Source organism: Ruoffia sp. FAM 26254 (genome assembly GCF_045528545.1).
GTDB lineage: Bacteria > Bacillota > Bacilli > Lactobacillales > Aerococcaceae > Ruoffia > Ruoffia halotolerans.
In genome coordinates this window covers 114,164-130,430 of the sequence record NZ_JBGQQY010000001.1, presented here as the reverse complement: position 1 = coordinate 130,430, position 16,267 = coordinate 114,164, and the positions used below count along the sequence as shown (strand labels likewise).

Here is a 16,267-nt window from a genome sequence, read left to right as displayed (position 1 = left end):
AGTATTTCTATTTTTGAACGTTCCTCTATGGTAAGATGTGTGTAGCTCATAACAGACCTCCGTGTTTATGTTTTTGTCGTTACTAACATTTTACACGAACCTGTTATGGGTTTCTTTATTTGTCGCAATAATTATTGCAATTCAACATAAAAAAAATCAAAACACAATAATAGATCGCTCAGGATAATCCTGATATGTCCCCCTTAAAGTAGACACTTTTAAAAGCAAACTACTTTAGGGGGAGTATATCACAGGACGTTGTCCTTTTTTATTACACAGGGATTTTGTTTAAACTTGATTGTCATCAAGTGTAATTTTCTTTTCTTTGGATAGTATTAAGCTATCAAATAGAGAAAGAAGGATTGAAATGCTACAAAAGAAAAAAATGTATATCCCATTAGTTATTGCTGGTCTCGGTTTTAGTTTAATTGCTCCTATTACTGCGGAAGCACACTGTGACACTCCCTCAGGTCCTACTTACGATGCACTTCAGACAGCCATCGAAAAAAATGACTTTAATCACATATCGTACTGGGTTCTTCCAGAAAGCGAAGCAGAATTAAAAGAAACTTTCGACAAATCTATGAGTGTTATGGACAAATCAGATGACGAAGAGACTGACCAACTTGCTCACGATTATCTATTCGAAAACTTTGTTCGCTTACACCGCGCTGGTGAAGGGGCACCTTATACAGGAATATCAGATGAGCCTACAGAAGAAGGTATTGCATTAGCTGACCAGAGTATCGCTGAAGAATCACTACAACCATTGGAAGACGCTGGGTACATCACAGAGGATAATAAAGCCCATGTTGAAGAGGTTTTTAGTAGCTTACTTGAACGTAAAGAATTCGATGTAGAGGATACAGAAGCTGGTCGCTCATTTGTAGAGGCTTATGTTGAGTTTACTCATCTATTCGAACAGGGTCACGAAGAAGAGAGTCACGATTCACATTAAATAACTCATTTCTAAGTATTTCGGTAAAACTCAACCCCATGATAAAGGTCTATGTTAGCAGACTTCTATCATGGGGTTTTTTAATTTCAGTTTAAAATAGGCAATCTAACAAGTGACACTATAGTCTAATCGTTACCTCAAAGCGATTCTGGCACTTGGGACAGACTACTTGCCTTCTTCCCCTCTTAAGAGGTAACCGTAGAGTAACACCGCATTCAGGACATTTTCTGTAACGGTGCGTTCCCATATGACGAATTCTTTGCCATATTGGCTTTACTTTCCTTTGAAGCTTACTTATCCACTTCATAAACTTTTGATTTTCTGCTCTTCGTGATGATATATTTTTAGAAAACACACGGTAAAATATCCATATGATAAAAATAGATAACAATATATTTAATAGTCGGATTTGCGCAAAAATCTGGACAATAGAAAGCACAAAGTAAAGGATAATACCTGCAACGTAAAGATAATCTATCCCATAACGCCCTTGCATGAATTGGGCTAATTTAACTTTAATTTTATTTAGCATTAGGACCTCTTTTTTAAATTTATATTACAACTACAATATGAACTTAAGAATAATTTTCGGTTGAAAGGGTAAAACTCAGTTAAAAGATTTCTATCCAGCCTTCATAAAAGTGATTCTCTAGGATAAAAACACTAAGACATTCGATATACAATTGCACTTCGATGATGGATACATTGATCAAGCATCTTTGCCTTTTAGGTTAGCTGTAATTTTTAGCATTACTTATGGTACGCATGTTCCATTATAATGCGACACCTTCTTTTCCAGCAAGTTTACCGACGGATGTGTGACGGTTTGGTTTTGGGAAATATTAGCCAGAAAAAAAGTACATCTCAGGGGTTAAACCTTGATGTACTTTCTAAATTAATGTGATACCGGCTATAGGGATCGAACCTACGGCCCCCGCGTTACGAGTGCGATGCTCTACCAACTGAACTAAACCGGCATTCTTTGTGTTTTGAACTAAAGAGAATATTATAAACCTTTCAGCGAAAAATAACACAGATAGTTTTCAGTTTCAAGCTCATTCCTCTAGCTCAGGATGGTTAATCCCTAGAATACGTTGTTGGCGTTCCTCGATATTTTGAATATCTAGTCTTTCCGTAAAATTGGGACTCGTTAGATTAAACAGATAATTACTGTAATCCTTAATATAGTTTAGCTTCTTCGGATGTGCAGAATAAGCAACTGTCAACAAAGAGTCAAACAGTGCCACCACTCCAGAAATATCTTGCTTCATATAGTGAATTAATTGCCAATAACTTTCATATAAGTCTTTTGGAAAATTATTGAAATCATAAATCACGTTACCTCCCGAAGAAAATGTCTCATCAGTGTCTTCGCCCATCACCACAAACCTTCCTGGTATACTGGCAAATTTTGAATCCAACAAAGCCTTGTAGTTTAAGATATAAATGGCGGTATTAGGATCATTTATGCCTGGCGAAACCGCCCTCAGAGCTACTTCAATCAATTTAGCTCGAGCAAAATTTGGATCGTACATAGAAGAAGGTTTTTCTTCATAAGTTAGGGTGCGGTTTATTGCCGCTTGGAGCTGTGATTCATCTTTAACTTTTCGGTTAGTGTATAAATCGACTAGCGGCTGATTTGCGGAAATAAACTCTCCTATTCTTAGATGTAGCACTATGGTGCCTTTGAATTCCTTGCTCAGTTCAACTAGTCGATTAAAATTAATATATTCAACATAACCACTCTCGTTAGCCTTTACTGTGAAGATGTGTAGCGTGTCTATTTGAGGAAGATGATCCAACAAAGGCATTTCTTGAAAGTATTCAATCGTTTCATCCGCAACTGACTCGGCCTCCTTGTACAATTTAGTCACAAGATGGTTCAATTGTACGGATATTGCCACATTATAAACGAACTTCGTAAAATAAAAAACGCAGGCAAGGGCGTACAATAAGGCAATGGAGGCCGAAACAACCAAATATTCATCTTCTGAATTGCGCATAAAAAACAAAGAGGAAAGACAATAAATAAAACCACCAAGAAAAATCCCTAAAGTTTGCATAGATGTTTTCTGTAAGAGAAAATTCTCAACAGTCCGGGGACTGAAATTAGATGAGTAGAACGAAATGACCGATAACATCGTCCCAAACGTGAAGGTTGCCACTGAAAAAAGGGAACCCGCTAGCAGGCTCAAGATTGATTTGGCCAGATTGACGCTCGTTAGAAAAACAGTCGGGAAATAGTCCACCACATTTATCATTCTGGTGTCGAGCAAGATAACACCAATCGCTAAAATGAAAGAAAAGAGCACGCTCCCTCCTAGAATAAGCCAAATACGTTTATCTTCAAAAAATAAGCCAAATGCCTTGACCATGTTCTATAACCCCTCCTTTGATAGAATTATTTTCTCTATTATACCACTCGCTCCTTAGGAATGTCTTCTTTTCAGCCGTACTTTTTCTGATGTTCTTTCTTCAACTTTAAATACGCTTCATTTTCCCTCACAATTTTCCACTTCTCTTCAAAAATGGTAGCTGACTTTGCTTTTTCTTCGTCTATTATTCTTTCTTTTATGTCGCCATTTTCATCATATTTGCGACCACCTTTGTAATTGGCGTAACGTCTAGATCTAGTGTAGCCCATTTTAAGAAACTTCCGACTCATATCCATACCCACAAAATCACCGGCTGCCTGGTAATCCAAAAACAGCTGGTAGATTTTGTCAGAAGATACTTTAGCAATTTCTGGAGTCTTAAAACGCCAATGTGGTAGTATCTCGCTTTTATAAGGTTCTACCAGAAGCACCCCTTGTTCTCCTCGGCCCACTCGATACAATTCAGGCTGGTCCCGGAAGTTTATCTGAGCGAAATCCAGTTCATAATCAAAGGCCATGTTACCCCCCCCTCATGTCGATCCATTTCACTTTTTCTGTTTAGTTTTGTTACTAAACATGACGTTAATTTTGTGTTCCAGGCAACTATCTTGTCTGCTCCTAACCGGAAGACAAAAAAGCTAGATTCGTAAAGGTCTCGCTAACATTTGTCTGTAAATTGTTTTCAATTTTATCATCATTTATGATACGTATGTCCGTATCATCGATAGGTAATAAATTCTATTCGCTATCTGGTACGGTAATCTAATTATTATATATTAAAATAAACCCCATCACTTTACTGTTATAAAAGCGATGGAGTCTCTCTTGCTTCGTATTAACTTTCTACTTTAGGAGCAAGGGCATCTAACTGCAACTCGCTATAATCAATATCAAACAAATCGAATAATTGACGTAGACAATTCATTTTACCAAAATTTGAGATTGAAGTTTTAAGATAAATTCCTGGTATAATCTCTGTTCTCCTAGTATCTTCGTAATCTGTAAATAAAGTGGTATAGCCACTATTTAATCGACTACTTGCTAACTCCATAATTTTATTGGGATTAACTCTTGCTAGTCGTTTAATTACTTGAATGAACATCTCTCGCCAGGTAGTGACTTCTTGATAATCCTCATCAACAAAAATATAACCTTTTATTCTGTAGCCCGTATAAGTTTCTTCACCATCATAAATGTATAAGTTAGATTCTTCAATAGATTCTATAGGTTGATAAGTTGTCTCTGGCATTGGCCATACCATTAATGCTTGGTCAATTAACTGATTACGTCGTTTGACTATCTCCTCTTTTCCCCACTCATTTGTTGCTTTCGGGATTTGATTTAGAAAACTAAAATGACTCTCATTAAAACCTTTTTCGATGTTTTTCTTCTCCTTAAAGGGACGATTACTATATTTTGAATTATATCTGTTTATGGCAAAATAAAAGTACATAAGTTTGCAGCACATTTGTACATGACTCTGCAGGCAAAAAAAGGCCTTGTTAGCTATTCAATTATCCTCTAAAGTTTAAGTTCCGACACTTTTACTTGGAGGTAGAAAAGGATGCTAACAATGACCGATATTAATACTATCAAAAATTTAAGAAATAATCACGATAAATCGATTAACGATATTGCCCAAACGCTCCGAATCAATTGGCGCACAGCTAAAAAATATGCCGATCAACCTGTATGGCCAAAACCTATTAAACAAATAAAACGAGGCATGATGTACGATGAAAAGTGGGGAGACATCGTTTCGCTTTGGTTAGAAGAAGATTTTCGATTACCCAAGAAAAAAAGACGTACCGCACTGAATTATTTTGAAGCATTATGTGACTTGAATTTTTCCGGTTCCTATCGCACGGTGACCAACTATGTTCGAGAATGGAAAAGTAACCATCATCAAGAGTTACCTACTGCTGGATATGAACGACTTGAACATCCACCGGGGGAAGCCCAGTTAGATTTTGGCACAATGGAAGTGGAACACCAAGGGGTATTTAAAGATGTTGTAGGCGACAGTTTTAACTGTTTAACGGTAGATGGCGATACAAGTCCAAATGATACAGTTTTTCTAGCGTCAACCGGTAAAGTGAAGATTACTTGGAACGATGAGACGTTGGCTGGATTTTACAGGGGTTTATTAGAGCTCAGCCAAGAGCTGACCCGTTTAATGGCTAAAGATGGAGAAGGTGCAACAAAATTTGTAGAAGTTATCGTTAAATGCGCTCAAACTCATGCTGATGCACTTAAGATTGCGAAGGGAGTTGCAACTTCCAATTTGGTTAAAACGGCGCTATATGGTCAAGATGCTAATTGGGGGCGAATTATTTCCGCAATCGGGCAAAGTCAGCCAGAGTACTTACAAGCAGATAAAATTGCGATTGCTTTTGAGTCCGAAGCAGGCTATGTGCAAGTGTGTAAGCAAGGTGTAGGTTTACCGTTCGATGAAACACAAGCATTAGCTGTAATGAGTGAACAGAGTGTGACGATTATTATTGATTTAGGTTTAGGAGTTAGCAATAGTAAAGTATGGACCTGTGATATGTCTTTAGATTACATAAAAATAAATGCAGATTATCGTAGTTAAGCGAAAGGAGAGAACAATATGTCAGAGCAATCAGAATGGACAAAGCGAGGGCAGCAAGTTTTGATGAATACTTACCAGCGTGGTGAAAGAGTGTTCACCCACGGTAAAGGTGCTTGGATTACCAACGCTGAGGGGCAAGAATTTTTAGATTTTGTTTCAGGGATTGCAACGAATGTAATAGGTCATGCCGATTCAGGATTGGCGCAAGCAATTTATCAGCAAGCAAAAACTCTAATTCATACATCGAATTTATATTGGAATCAACCCGCAATTGAACTAGCTGAAGCACTTGTCAACTTATCAAGTTTAGAAAAAGCTTTCTTTGCTAATTCAGGCACAGAAGCGAATGAAGGCGCGATAAAACTAGCGAGAAAATGGGGACAAGCAATTAAAGGAGAATCGGCCACAGAAATTATTACAATGAAACACTCTTTTCATGGACGAACCTTTGCGGCTTTAAGCGCAACAGGACAACCCGAAATGCACCAGAATATTGGCCCGATGTTGACGGGATTTAAATATGTTCCGTTTAATGATGTGACCGCCCTAAAGTCAACTATTAATCAGAATACATGTGCTATTTTGGTAGAAATTATCCAAGGAGAAGGTGGTATTAATATCATCGCGCCTGATTTCATTAAGGCGCTTATGGAAATTCAACAGGAACACAATGTATTGATTATGATTGATGAAGTCCAAACAGGAATGGGCCGCACCGGAACCCTATTTGCTTACCAAAACACGGATTTAAAACCAGATATCATCACATTAGCTAAAGGATTAGGCGGTGGATTTCCAATTGGTGCAATCTTAGCCAAAGAAAGTATAGCTCAATATTTTGACATTGGTTCGCATGGAACGACTTTTGGCGGTAATCCTTTAGCAACAGCTGCTGGAAAATATATAGTTGAAGAAATTCAAGAAAAAGATTTACTAGCAAATGTCCAGCTAAAACACGATTATTTAATGCAACAGCTCAAGCTATTACAAACACAAACTAATATCATCAAGGACATTCGAGGTTGGGGGCTTTTGCTTGGACTTGAACTGGATGTGCCCGTAGCCGATGTAATCCAATCAGCTTATACCAATGGCTTGCTAGTCACAAGCTCTAAACACAATGTCCTAAGGCTATTACCCCCTTTAAATGTTAATACGATAGAGATAGATGTATTTATTGAGCGTCTTGCAAAAACATTGAGCCAATTAAATTAACAGACAAAATATTAAACCCCACAAATTACTCTAAAAAGAGCTTTTGTGGGGGTTAAGCGATTAATCAAACAAAGGGAGTTCTTCTAAAAATTGAATATCAGTTCGTTTAGCTGCATCACCTTCAGCGAGGAGTGCAAGCTGATCTACAACAATGGCACCAGCTTCTTCAGCTAATTGTTTTAAGGCAGCAAGTGAATCGCCAGTACTGATGACATCATCAATTAAAATAACTTTTTTGCCTTTTAATTCTGCTGCATCTTTACCGTCCAATACTAATTGTTGAGATGCTTGAGTTGTAATACTCAACACTTCGGTAATGAGTGGATTATCCATATAAGCTTTAACTGATTTTCTTGCGACATAAAACTTAGGATGGTTAAATTCTTGGGCAATACATTGAACGAGTGGAATACCTTTTGCTTCTGCGGTTAAAAAGTAATCAAACTCCGTATTAATTTTGTCTGCTAATGCTTCAGCACCTAAAACTGCTAATTCAGTGTCACCTAGTAGCACAAATGATGCGATGGCTAAATTTTCAGACAAGCGAACAATCGGTAGAGAACGCTTTAGACCTGCAATCGTTAAGTCGAATGTTTTCATTTATAAACTCACTCCTAATAATGGTAATAAAAATTTCACGACAACGCCAGCTAACATTCCGAAAAATGGATCAAAGAAATAGCTAACAATCATTGTAATACCGGTTGTCATAGGGTCAATTTCTGATCCAGAAGAAAAGTTTGACGGAACCGTTACGATTGCTCCTAAAACAAATAAGAAGCCTGCGATTGATTCCATAGGGACGAATTTACCTAATTTAGGTAAAACACCGAAGAATAGTAGTAAAGCCATCAAAGTCATCATCAAGACACCAGAGAACACTGGATTAGGGGCACTACCTGTTGCTGAAATAATCGACTCTAAAGGTGCGCCTCCAAATAAACTTGTAATAAAATCAGCGACTGAACTAACGACAGTCAATACATCCACATCTACAGGGTTTGTATCGGAACCGGTCATGCTCCCAGTAATCATTCCGAAAGAAATATTTGAACCGATATTTAAACATGCTAGCGCTAAAGCGCCACGTAGAATTTTCCAATTAAGTCCAAGCGGTTTAACAAAGCTCAATTTGTTTTCTGCAACATCTCCTACTAAGTCAAATGTTTGCTTTTTATAAAACGAAGAATAGAAAGTTGCTAGCCCAACAGAAGCAACGATTGTATAAACTAAATCATGGGTGAAAATATAGACAATAAGAGCGGTAAAAAACGAGATAATACCAACACCGCGATTGCTTCGAGCCATATCAATTGCCGCTTTAGCTAAGATGAGCCCCACACCAGCCATCATACCAGAGGTGATTTCTACTCCGACAAAGCTAACAAGTTTATCCATTAAACCAAAAAGACCAATAATAGTCATAATAATTGCTGCATAAAAAATTAAGGAAACTCGTTCTCTTTTGTTATCACCCATTGTGCCGGCCACAGTAATTGTTTCGACTTGAAAAGAAACGGGTGCAACAGATCCTGTTACCGCATTTGCAATGGCTGAGAAGGCAAAACCTAAACCAGTTGGAAAAGCTGCAAACCCGAACGATAAGGCAAGGATGCCTTGTGGGATTCCGTTAATAACTACTCCGATTGCTGCCAATATATCTTGAATATAATGCAATTTATTCACTCCAATTAAAATATTTTATATAAATACTATAAAGTAAAAGAGCGCTATAAACAAAATAAAAAATAAACATTGATTAGTGATGTTGAGTTAATGTTCGTTTTTTTGTGAACGTAAAAGTTTTGTATTGATTTACCAAGCTTAATATTTCGATCTGCTTGTTATTTTACAAGGTGATGATTGCTTTCAAAGCCTTTCCTAAGTTCGTGCTTCTCAAGTTTAATCGGATAGACTCTAAGGATGAAATCGCGTTGCTCATAGTTACAGCAAACTATTCTATTAGTAGCGATGGATTGCTTTTTACTTCTTTAAAAACCTCAATAGATAACTAGGTGAGGTAGTTCTAATAAAAGTTATAAGTTGCTTTTAATGTATCGACTATTAAATTGAGTTGACACATTAAGTCACCCAATGTGTCGACTCAGATTCTGAGTTAGCATGTTAGAATATTAAAAATCAATATAATGATAAAAATTACAAATAAAACGATAGACCTGGTTATGAATCTCCAGTTCAGTTTAATTTAGACAAGTGAAATTTGTCCGAAATCTTCCTAAAAGGTGATTTATGTTTGAGGCAGAATAATCAGACTGTGTTCAAAAATGTTTTATATTAATTTAGTGTCCTTACTTTATAATGTGGCATATTTTTCAATTTAACTATAATACGTATCGTACTCGAAAGATTTTTTGAAGAAGGGTAAAGGGCAATTTAACTATGCTAATTGAGCCTACCATGAATAATTGTGAGATTTTGAAAGCTATATTAACCAAATTGCTGAGTGAAGCATTTTAGTTGGTAAATAAGAATGTTAACATGAATTCCCTTGTAATATGAAAAAATCCCCACCAACTTTACTTAGCGTAAAGAAAGAGGGGAATTACATAACTTATTTTGTTTAATTATTTAACCATTCATCTACTTTGTCACGGTTTTGGTCAATCCAATCTTGTGCAGCTTGTTTTTTTGTTATTCCATTCTCCATTGCTAAGGTTACACTCTCCATATCTTCAACTGTCCAATTGAAATTATCAAGAATACGGTAAGCTTCTGGCATTTCCTCAGCTAAACCAAGTCGTGCCAATGTATGAATTTGTTCTGATTCTCCGTAAACATTCTCTGGATCTTCTAAGAACTTTAAATCATAGCGTTGGAACTTCCAATGCGGAGTCCATCCCGTGATGACAATTTCTTCTTCATTAGTGATTGCCTCATCTAATAAAGCTAACATCGCACCAGTTGAAGGTGTATCAAGTTTCCAATTACTAATATTAGAGTAAACGTCTTGAGCAAGCTCTGTTTGGATTATAATACCTGCACCGGGTTCAATACCGACAATTGTTTGCCCAGCTTGATTAGTTAAATCTTCGATCGAATCGATATCCATATAAGTTGGAACAACAAGACCACTTTTGGCACCTTCTAAATTAGGTCCTAAATCTTCAACCTGATGTTCATATTCACTAAGAATAGAACCATGAGTGATTGGTAACCAATGTCGGCCACACTTATATCAAACTCAGTACTTTCACTTTCTTTACGAGTTACACTTCTATCAGAACAGACCGCAATGGTATTCATATCATTGGCGTAAATACTATCGCCTGCCCATCCACGTAAAGATTGAGAAAGAAGTTGAATACTGGGAACTAAGTACAGGACCCTAAACTGCCCTACTTTTTCTTTAGCTAGTTGTTCAGCAATTTGGAGCGAGGTATATGTCTTACCTGTCCCGGGAGCCATAATCAACTTACCGCGATTGTGTTCTTTAAACCCTTCTAGTACTGCTTCGAGCGCTTCCACTTGGTGCGGTCTAGGTGTTTTTGCAGGTTTTAAAGGTACTGCTACCTCTGTTTTACTTGGTGAGTATTGTGACCAGTCGATATGACTATTCAGTAAATCTTCAAAGCCGATACGAGCAATTTTCTTATCGCGATCTTTTAAAGCACTCTCGGCATTAGAGGACCATCTTGGTGAAGACGCAACAATGATACCACTTGAAAAGTACTTCTTACCTATTTCGTTGAGGAACGAATCAATGTGCCCTTTTTGAATGATTGTAGATGGGGCATAATATTTACATTGAATGGCTACTAAGTCTCCCGTAATCCGTTCTTTTGCTACTAGGTCCACACCCACATCAATTTTAGGTATACCGTATTCATTAGGAACATCCTTCAAAAGCCAAACGTCACTGAAACGTTGCTTGTACATTGGTTCATTCTTGAAGTAAACCAATGAAACATTTTCAAACATGGTTCCTCAGTCTCTTTGGATACCGTCTTTCTTATCTATTTCTTCTAACAATTCTTCCAATGATGATAAATTTGTTTTCATAGTTGATTACGCTCCTTGACTTCATTCAATATGATGATAAATCGTTACCCTTTTCTATAGCCCACAGAGTGTTCTAGTATCATCTATTGTATTAAGTTTATTATAACATATCGAGTAAATGAGAATAATTACTTTCCTGTATCTAAAGACAATCTGATTATATATTATTATCTTGAATGTCTGGTTCTAAGTATGGCAATCATTCATTTACAAGACGTTAAACACCCCCATCGATGCCAATCGATGGGGGTTCTTTGTCTTTATTTTATATTAGGAGGAAATTTTATGGAAACTGTATCATTTGTAAAGTTGAAGCAAATTGTTGTTGCTGAGCCCGAATTTGAAGGGCTGACCTTGGACTCTACTGGGACCGTAGCGAACTTTGCCCGTGATTACATTGGGTGTAATGACCGTGAAACCTTGATTGTTGTCGGGGTCAACACAAAGTCTGCGATTAACTTTATTTCTACCGTATCGGTGGGGTCGCTTAACTCAACCATTGCGACACCCAGAGAAATTTTTAAACATGCCATTCTGTCAAACTGCGCTCGCCTTTTTATCGCTCACAATCACCCGTCTTCTGATTTAACCCCATCAGAAACGGATATTCAATTTACCATGCGGATTCAAAAAGCGGGAGCTCTACTAGGAATTGAACTGGTGGATCACTTGATTGTCACACCCACTGACTATTTCTCTTTCTTGGGTGAAGGTTACTTAGACAATGGAGGTGTTATCTATGAGTAAGGAAGCACTTGCCCATGAATGGCTCAGCGAATACTTAGGTCAGCCGATAACACTAGAGGATGTCGGTTATGAATCTTATATATTTGAAGGAGTACGATTAGTTTATTTCAATGATAGTCCGACCTAGATGGACTTCATTTTTGATGTTATTAACTGTTTCAGTCATTTCTTCCAGTTTAACTGTACTACTAACCAGTTTATCTACTACATTCCAATCTGTAGCCATTTTCTCCCATAATTCAAGCCGGTAGTCATGACTAATAAAGATAGTATTAATTTCCAAAATGTTTATCCCACGCAGAATAAATGGTAAAACGGTCGTATTTAATTCAACACCGCCGGCATTTCCACACATGGCAAAGGATCCATTGGCCTGAATTTGTGGAATCAAGATTGCTGCTACCTCCCCACCAACCGTATCTAAGATAAAATCATATTTTTGAGAAATAAGCGGCCGTTTTTCGTCGATATCTTGCGCCCATAAGATATCAGTAGCTCCCAGTTTTTTAACTAGTTCCTCTTGATCATCTTTACGGATCATAGCAGTAACATTAGTATAACCAATCTGCTTTAAGATGGCCAATCCGATACTTCCCGCACCGCCGGATGCCCCTGTCACCAGCACACGCGGATTATTCGCATGAGTCATCCATGTTTTTCAAGGTAGTCAATGGCTTGGGCAGCTGTAAAGCCAGCCGTTCCAAGTTATATCAACTTAAGTGAAAGCGCAATCATTTCAATATGATGTTTCATTAGAATAATACTCATTAAGTAAACATTTTAAAAAGACCACTTCCAAATAAAAAATTGAACTCTAATTTGAAATTGTACTTTGAATTACCTCTTAATGATTAATCCTTAAATAGTCATAAATATTACAATCGCATAAATATCCATTTAAAACCTTTAGAAATAGTAAAATAAAATTCCGATTTGATTTATTATGAAAAACCTATCAATTATTCCTCTTCTTAAATAAATACTTTCTTTATCCAGTACCATCACTTTAAATATAATTCCAACCCAAAATACTCTCCCACAATCCCATCTAACTGCCCCTTTATCCCAATAAATTCCTGCCCCAAATCCAACGTTCTAACACCAATACGATTACCATCCATATTGAAAGAATACTCAATATTCTTCGTTTCATCAGTCTTGGCATACAGAAGCATACCTGAGACATTTCCCGTTCTATTCACATCTTCATTCTTCACATAAGAGAATATTTGGTATAAATTAATAGATTTATATTTTTCAAAATCAGAAAGTATTTGCCCATAGAACTTTGTATCAATAATGAGGGATTTTTCTTGATAACTAAGCTTAATATCTGTTTTCATCTGTGGCAGGAAAGTCATCCCCTCATTAAAATCTTCTCCAACTAAATTCCATTTGACATGAGGACGGTGTACCTTTAAATGCGGATAGTGGTACTTGTAATATTCAAGCACAAAGCGCTCGAATAGCATCTCGATATTCTCATCAGAAAAAGTTGGGGTCTTGTACGTACCTGCTTCAGTTGAAAGAAGTAAACCGTCAATGATAAATTTACATATGTTAATCAGCATCCGATAAGTTTGATTATTTCTCTGGAATTGTAGATTCTGCCACTTAATCTGTCGAGGATTTATAATGCTGATGTTAGCAAAATATAGCATTAGTTTTCTCATTTTAGCTTTCTTTTCTTTCTTAACTGAAGGCTCTTTTAATAAAAGTATCATCGTGACTTTCAAAATTTGATTTAAACTATTATCTTCAGAAAGTTCATCGTATTCACAAACTAGCAGTTGCTTACGCTGCATCTTATTAGCCAGTGAATCTCGTAAATTAACTTTGCCCCTGATGGTAGCTAAATTTTTGTGTTTCTCTACGTATTCTTTATGGAGGCCTTGTTTCAACTGCTTATTCAAACCCTTTATCAAAATTTCTGCAAAAAGATCATATATATTATCAAAAGATTCACTTTCAACTTCTTCGTAATTTGTCTGCTGCAACACTTTAAAGGCATAACACAGCATATAGTAAATATTTTGGATAAAAGAGTTTTTATATTTTAGCATCTAAAACACCCTTTAAGTTGCTTGCCCAATTATTGACTTTCTCATCTTCGTCAAACCAATACTCTTTTAACATCGGTAAAATGTCATACTTAACAACTAGATTCATCCAGTTATTAGTGCATTCCTTTTGCCCAGTGAAATAACTATGACCAATACAGAAACCTTTGCCCAAAGTGGGGTCCGCCTCAATTTCAAGATTGAGTGATTTAGTGAACTCAATCAACTTATTGAACCTCTCATTATTTAAATTTTCTTGATAACTTTTAAACCCCTCTGAATCGAAACTAGGTTCCATCTCATAGAAACTGAAGCGGCGCCTTAAAGCATAATCAATCATAGCTAAGCTTCGATCGGCAGTGTTCATCATACCGATGATGTATAGATTTTCAGGCACACTGAACACCTCTCCACTATAAGGAAGTCTAATTTCTTTTCCTCGATAATCATTTTCAATCAACATCAATAGTTCTCCAAAAACCTTACTCATATTTCCTCGATTAATCTCATCAATGATTAAAAAGTAATTCTGATCTGAATCTTTGGCAGCCTTACGACAAAAGTTAACAAAAATTCCGTCCTGTAATTGAAACCCATCCTCTTTTGGTTTATAGCCCATGATGAAATCTTCATACGAGTAGTTTTGATGGAATTGGATCATTTCAATACGCGACTCGTCTTTCACCCCTATCATCGACCAAGCTAATCGTTTAGCTGCAAACGTCTTCCCAACTCCTGGAGCACCTTGCAGAATAATATTCTTCTTATTGGTTAATAATGCTGCTAAAGTGTCATATTCATCCTCTGAAAGATATACTTCGTCTAGAAATTCAGTTTTATCATACTTTTCAATCGATTTTATGATTATTTGATTTGGTCCATCTTCCACCGCAAAAAAATCTGAAGCGTACAAATTAATTTTAGATAAATCTATTCCATCTAAAGCTATATTTAATTCATCTCTTAATTTCCAATAAAAGAATCCTTCATCCTGTTTATCTGCTTTAGAACCTGTAAATAAAATCCGCCACCAGCGCTTATTCCCATTCTCCTCATAGGTTTTGCATTGTGACACTCTATGTACTCTTTGTGCTAATGCAGAAGCACCTTTGTTATAAAAGTTTATCGCTTCCCCATATTTATTGGATAATTGAGTGCATGTTGCTTTGCCACCGTAATCTTTAAGGCGCTTCATGATTTCAAGGCTTTCCGTTTTAAAAACCTCATCATCTTTCAATAATTCTTGCCAATCTTCAACCGTTAAACCAGGTGAATATTTATTCCCATCTCTTATTCGCAAAGTATCCTCCCAAGCTAAATGAGATATTTCTGGAAATGTGAGATCAGGGGCTTTAACTTTAATTTCGTTTAGAAACTGAAGATAACCATCCCCTGTAACTGTTTTATCAGGCACCTCTATGTTAAAGTTGTGAGGGATATAACTACTATTTGTACTATCTAGATTGATAAAAAAATTAGGTCTTATCCAGTACAAACCCATAGTAATGGTTCCCAGTCCATTCCATGGTGCGGCAATAGCTTTCTCGAATGCTTCCTTAAAATCTTCAGTTGCCTCTTCTGTTTTTGAATACTTCATAGCTTCAATAAATAAATCCCATAATATACTACCGTTATCTCCAAAAATTGACGACATGTTAAAAAGAACTGGAATTCCACCAAAATCATTTGGTACTGGGACCTTAATACTAAAAGTTTTCGCATAAATATTCGCTATACTAATTCTATTTTTATCTGTGATACCTCGATTAAAAGCACCCATAATTGTAAATGGATCTATCTCATAATTTTTTGTTTCCCACCAATCATCTCTTTCAAAATGAAGATAGTTTAATAAAGGATAATCCTGAGATAGTTCACTCATAATAGTGTGTAGTTCTTTCCGATTATCCTTATATTCCAGTAATTTATCTGCTAGTGCCTCGTAGAATTTAATCCATTGATAATCTTTATTCATGTAAAAGCTCCTTTAATAATGCTTTTGCCAATATAGCAATACCAATATAAAATATATAGCTAAGGTCTAATTATGTGGGTTTCATTATCCACCCTCATCTTTGATATTATGATCTTACCATTGTATTTTTTACTTTTTAACACGCATCTTGCTAGTTAAAATTATTATATCATAATTAAATTCTTACAAGATGGGCTTACAAGCAATTATGTATTCTTCTCAACTTTCAAACTTATATTATACTCTTGAGTGTTTACTAATAGTTAACGTCCTTATTTATATTTAGGTGGAAATACTATGGAAACTATATCATTTGTCCAATTG

Annotated in this window: 15 protein-coding genes and 1 tRNA gene; 5 read left to right on the top strand and 11 right to left on the bottom strand. The window is 36.3% G+C overall.

Features of this window, described 5'->3' with window-relative positions:
• Positions 1-367 precede the first annotated feature (367 nt).
• Complete coding sequence (locus tag ACEN3Z_RS00715) at positions 368-958, top strand: DUF6448 family protein (protein ID WP_138404454.1); 591 nt, start codon at positions 368-370, stop codon at positions 956-958.
• Between the two features lie 904 nt (positions 959-1,862).
• Here ACEN3Z_RS00715 and ACEN3Z_RS00710 read toward each other — a convergent pair.
• The 4 genes from ACEN3Z_RS00710 to ACEN3Z_RS00695 form a co-directional block, all read right to left on the bottom strand.
• Positions 1,863-1,935: transfer RNA gene (locus ACEN3Z_RS00710), tRNA-Thr, on the bottom strand.
• Positions 1,936-2,013: 78 nt separating this feature from the next.
• On the bottom strand, positions 2,014-3,333 hold the full coding sequence (locus ACEN3Z_RS00705; protein ID WP_022796604.1) for a DUF2254 domain-containing protein: 1,320 nt from the start codon (positions 3,331-3,333) through the stop codon (positions 2,014-2,016).
• A 71-nt stretch (positions 3,334-3,404) separates the two neighbouring features.
• Positions 3,405-3,851, bottom strand: coding sequence for a DUF4385 domain-containing protein (locus ACEN3Z_RS00700; RefSeq protein ID WP_407089149.1), 447 nt, complete (start codon positions 3,849-3,851; stop codon positions 3,405-3,407).
• 317 nt (positions 3,852-4,168) lie between these two features.
• A complete protein-coding gene (locus ACEN3Z_RS00695) occupies positions 4,169-4,786 on the bottom strand; it encodes a DUF1524 domain-containing protein (RefSeq protein ID WP_407089148.1) in 618 nt (205 codons plus the stop codon).
• Positions 4,787-4,897: 111 nt separating this feature from the next.
• Here ACEN3Z_RS00695 and ACEN3Z_RS00690 point away from each other — a divergent pair, with 111 nt between their 5' ends.
• A complete protein-coding gene (locus ACEN3Z_RS00690; RefSeq protein ID WP_407089147.1) occupies positions 4,898-5,926 on the top strand; it encodes a bifunctional ornithine acetyltransferase/N-acetylglutamate synthase in 1,029 nt (342 codons plus the stop codon).
• Positions 5,927-5,944: 18 nt separating this feature from the next.
• On the top strand, positions 5,945-7,141 hold the full coding sequence (locus ACEN3Z_RS00685; protein WP_407089146.1) for an aspartate aminotransferase family protein: 1,197 nt from the start codon (positions 5,945-5,947) through the stop codon (positions 7,139-7,141).
• A gap of 60 nt (positions 7,142-7,201) precedes the next feature.
• Here the strand turns inward: ACEN3Z_RS00685 and ACEN3Z_RS00680 are convergent, their stop codons facing one another.
• The 4 genes from ACEN3Z_RS00680 to ACEN3Z_RS00665 all read right to left on the bottom strand — a co-directional run bounded on the left by ACEN3Z_RS00680 (position 7,202) and on the right by ACEN3Z_RS00665 (position 11,080).
• The gene (locus ACEN3Z_RS00680) at positions 7,202-7,741 is read right to left on the bottom strand and encodes a phosphoribosyltransferase family protein (protein WP_138404466.1); all 540 of its coding nucleotides are present in this window, start codon (positions 7,739-7,741) and stop codon (positions 7,202-7,204) included.
• Positions 7,742-8,827 (bottom strand): NCS2 family permease, encoded by a 1,086-nt coding sequence (locus ACEN3Z_RS00675; protein ID WP_407089145.1) that lies wholly within the window; start codon positions 8,825-8,827, stop codon positions 7,742-7,744.
• 895 nt (positions 8,828-9,722) lie between these two features.
• Positions 9,723-10,295 (bottom strand): glycine betaine ABC transporter substrate-binding protein, encoded by a 573-nt coding sequence (locus ACEN3Z_RS00670; RefSeq protein ID WP_407089155.1) that lies wholly within the window; start codon positions 10,293-10,295, stop codon positions 9,723-9,725.
• Positions 10,259-11,080 carry a DEAD/DEAH box helicase family protein gene (locus tag ACEN3Z_RS00665; RefSeq protein ID WP_407089144.1) on the bottom strand — a complete coding sequence of 274 codons (822 nt, stop codon included), beginning with the start codon at positions 11,078-11,080 and terminating at the stop codon, positions 10,259-10,261. Before ACEN3Z_RS00665 ends, ACEN3Z_RS00670 begins: the two co-directional genes overlap by 37 nt.
• A gap of 366 nt (positions 11,081-11,446) precedes the next feature.
• Between ACEN3Z_RS00665 and ACEN3Z_RS00660 the strand changes: the two genes are divergently transcribed.
• The gene (locus ACEN3Z_RS00660; protein WP_407089143.1) at positions 11,447-11,908 is read left to right on the top strand and encodes a JAB domain-containing protein; all 462 of its coding nucleotides are present in this window, start codon (positions 11,447-11,449) and stop codon (positions 11,906-11,908) included.
• A complete protein-coding gene (locus ACEN3Z_RS00655; RefSeq protein ID WP_407089141.1) occupies positions 11,901-12,035 on the top strand; it encodes a hypothetical protein in 135 nt (44 codons plus the stop codon). The genes ACEN3Z_RS00660 and ACEN3Z_RS00655 overlap by 8 nt, the downstream gene beginning before the upstream one ends.
• Here the strand turns inward: ACEN3Z_RS00655 and ACEN3Z_RS00650 are convergent.
• The 3 genes from ACEN3Z_RS00650 to ACEN3Z_RS00640 all read right to left on the bottom strand — a co-directional run bounded on the left by ACEN3Z_RS00650 (position 12,006) and on the right by ACEN3Z_RS00640 (position 15,943).
• Positions 12,006-12,557, bottom strand: a complete 552-nt coding sequence (locus ACEN3Z_RS00650) for a zinc-binding dehydrogenase (RefSeq protein ID WP_407089140.1) — start codon at positions 12,555-12,557, stop codon at positions 12,006-12,008. The genes ACEN3Z_RS00655 and ACEN3Z_RS00650 overlap by 30 nt on opposite strands.
• 352 nt (positions 12,558-12,909) lie before the next feature.
• Positions 12,910-13,971, bottom strand: a complete 1,062-nt coding sequence (gene mcrC, locus ACEN3Z_RS00645) for a 5-methylcytosine-specific restriction endonuclease system specificity protein McrC (protein WP_407089138.1) — start codon at positions 13,969-13,971, stop codon at positions 12,910-12,912.
• Positions 13,958-15,943: an AAA family ATPase gene (locus ACEN3Z_RS00640; RefSeq protein WP_407089136.1), complete on the bottom strand. Its 1,986-nt coding sequence runs from the start codon at positions 15,941-15,943 to the stop codon at positions 13,958-13,960. The genes mcrC and ACEN3Z_RS00640 overlap by 14 nt, the downstream gene beginning before the upstream one ends.
• Positions 15,944-16,267 lie beyond the last annotated feature (324 nt).

Bases quoted from the DNA above. Each gene is read 5' to 3' on its own strand.
- ACEN3Z_RS00715 (WP_138404454.1), top strand. From the start codon at position 368: ATGCTACAAAAGAAAAAAATGTATATCCCATTAGTTATTGCTGGTCTC.
- ACEN3Z_RS00705 (WP_022796604.1), bottom strand. From the start codon at position 3,333: ATGGTCAAGGCATTTGGCTTATTTTTTGAAGATAAACGTATTTGGCTT.
- ACEN3Z_RS00700 (WP_407089149.1), bottom strand. From the start codon at position 3,851: ATGGCCTTTGATTATGAACTGGATTTCGCTCAGATAAACTTCCGGGAC.
- ACEN3Z_RS00695 (WP_407089148.1), bottom strand. From the start codon at position 4,786: ATGTACTTTTATTTTGCCATAAACAGATATAATTCAAAATATAGTAAT.
- ACEN3Z_RS00690 (WP_407089147.1), top strand. From the start codon at position 4,898: ATGCTAACAATGACCGATATTAATACTATCAAAAATTTAAGAAATAAT.
- ACEN3Z_RS00685 (WP_407089146.1), top strand. From the start codon at position 5,945: ATGTCAGAGCAATCAGAATGGACAAAGCGAGGGCAGCAAGTTTTGATG.
- ACEN3Z_RS00680 (WP_138404466.1), bottom strand. From the start codon at position 7,741: ATGAAAACATTCGACTTAACGATTGCAGGTCTAAAGCGTTCTCTACCG.
- ACEN3Z_RS00665 (WP_407089144.1), bottom strand. From the start codon at position 11,080: ATGTTTGAAAATGTTTCATTGGTTTACTTCAAGAATGAACCAATGTAC.
- ACEN3Z_RS00660 (WP_407089143.1), top strand. From the start codon at position 11,447: ATGGAAACTGTATCATTTGTAAAGTTGAAGCAAATTGTTGTTGCTGAG.
- ACEN3Z_RS00655 (WP_407089141.1), top strand. From the start codon at position 11,901: ATGAGTAAGGAAGCACTTGCCCATGAATGGCTCAGCGAATACTTAGGT.
- ACEN3Z_RS00650 (WP_407089140.1), bottom strand. From the start codon at position 12,557: ATGACTCATGCGAATAATCCGCGTGTGCTGGTGACAGGGGCATCCGGC.
- mcrC (WP_407089138.1), bottom strand. From the start codon at position 13,971: ATGCTAAAATATAAAAACTCTTTTATCCAAAATATTTACTATATGCTG.
- ACEN3Z_RS00640 (WP_407089136.1), bottom strand. From the start codon at position 15,943: ATGAATAAAGATTATCAATGGATTAAATTCTACGAGGCACTAGCAGAT.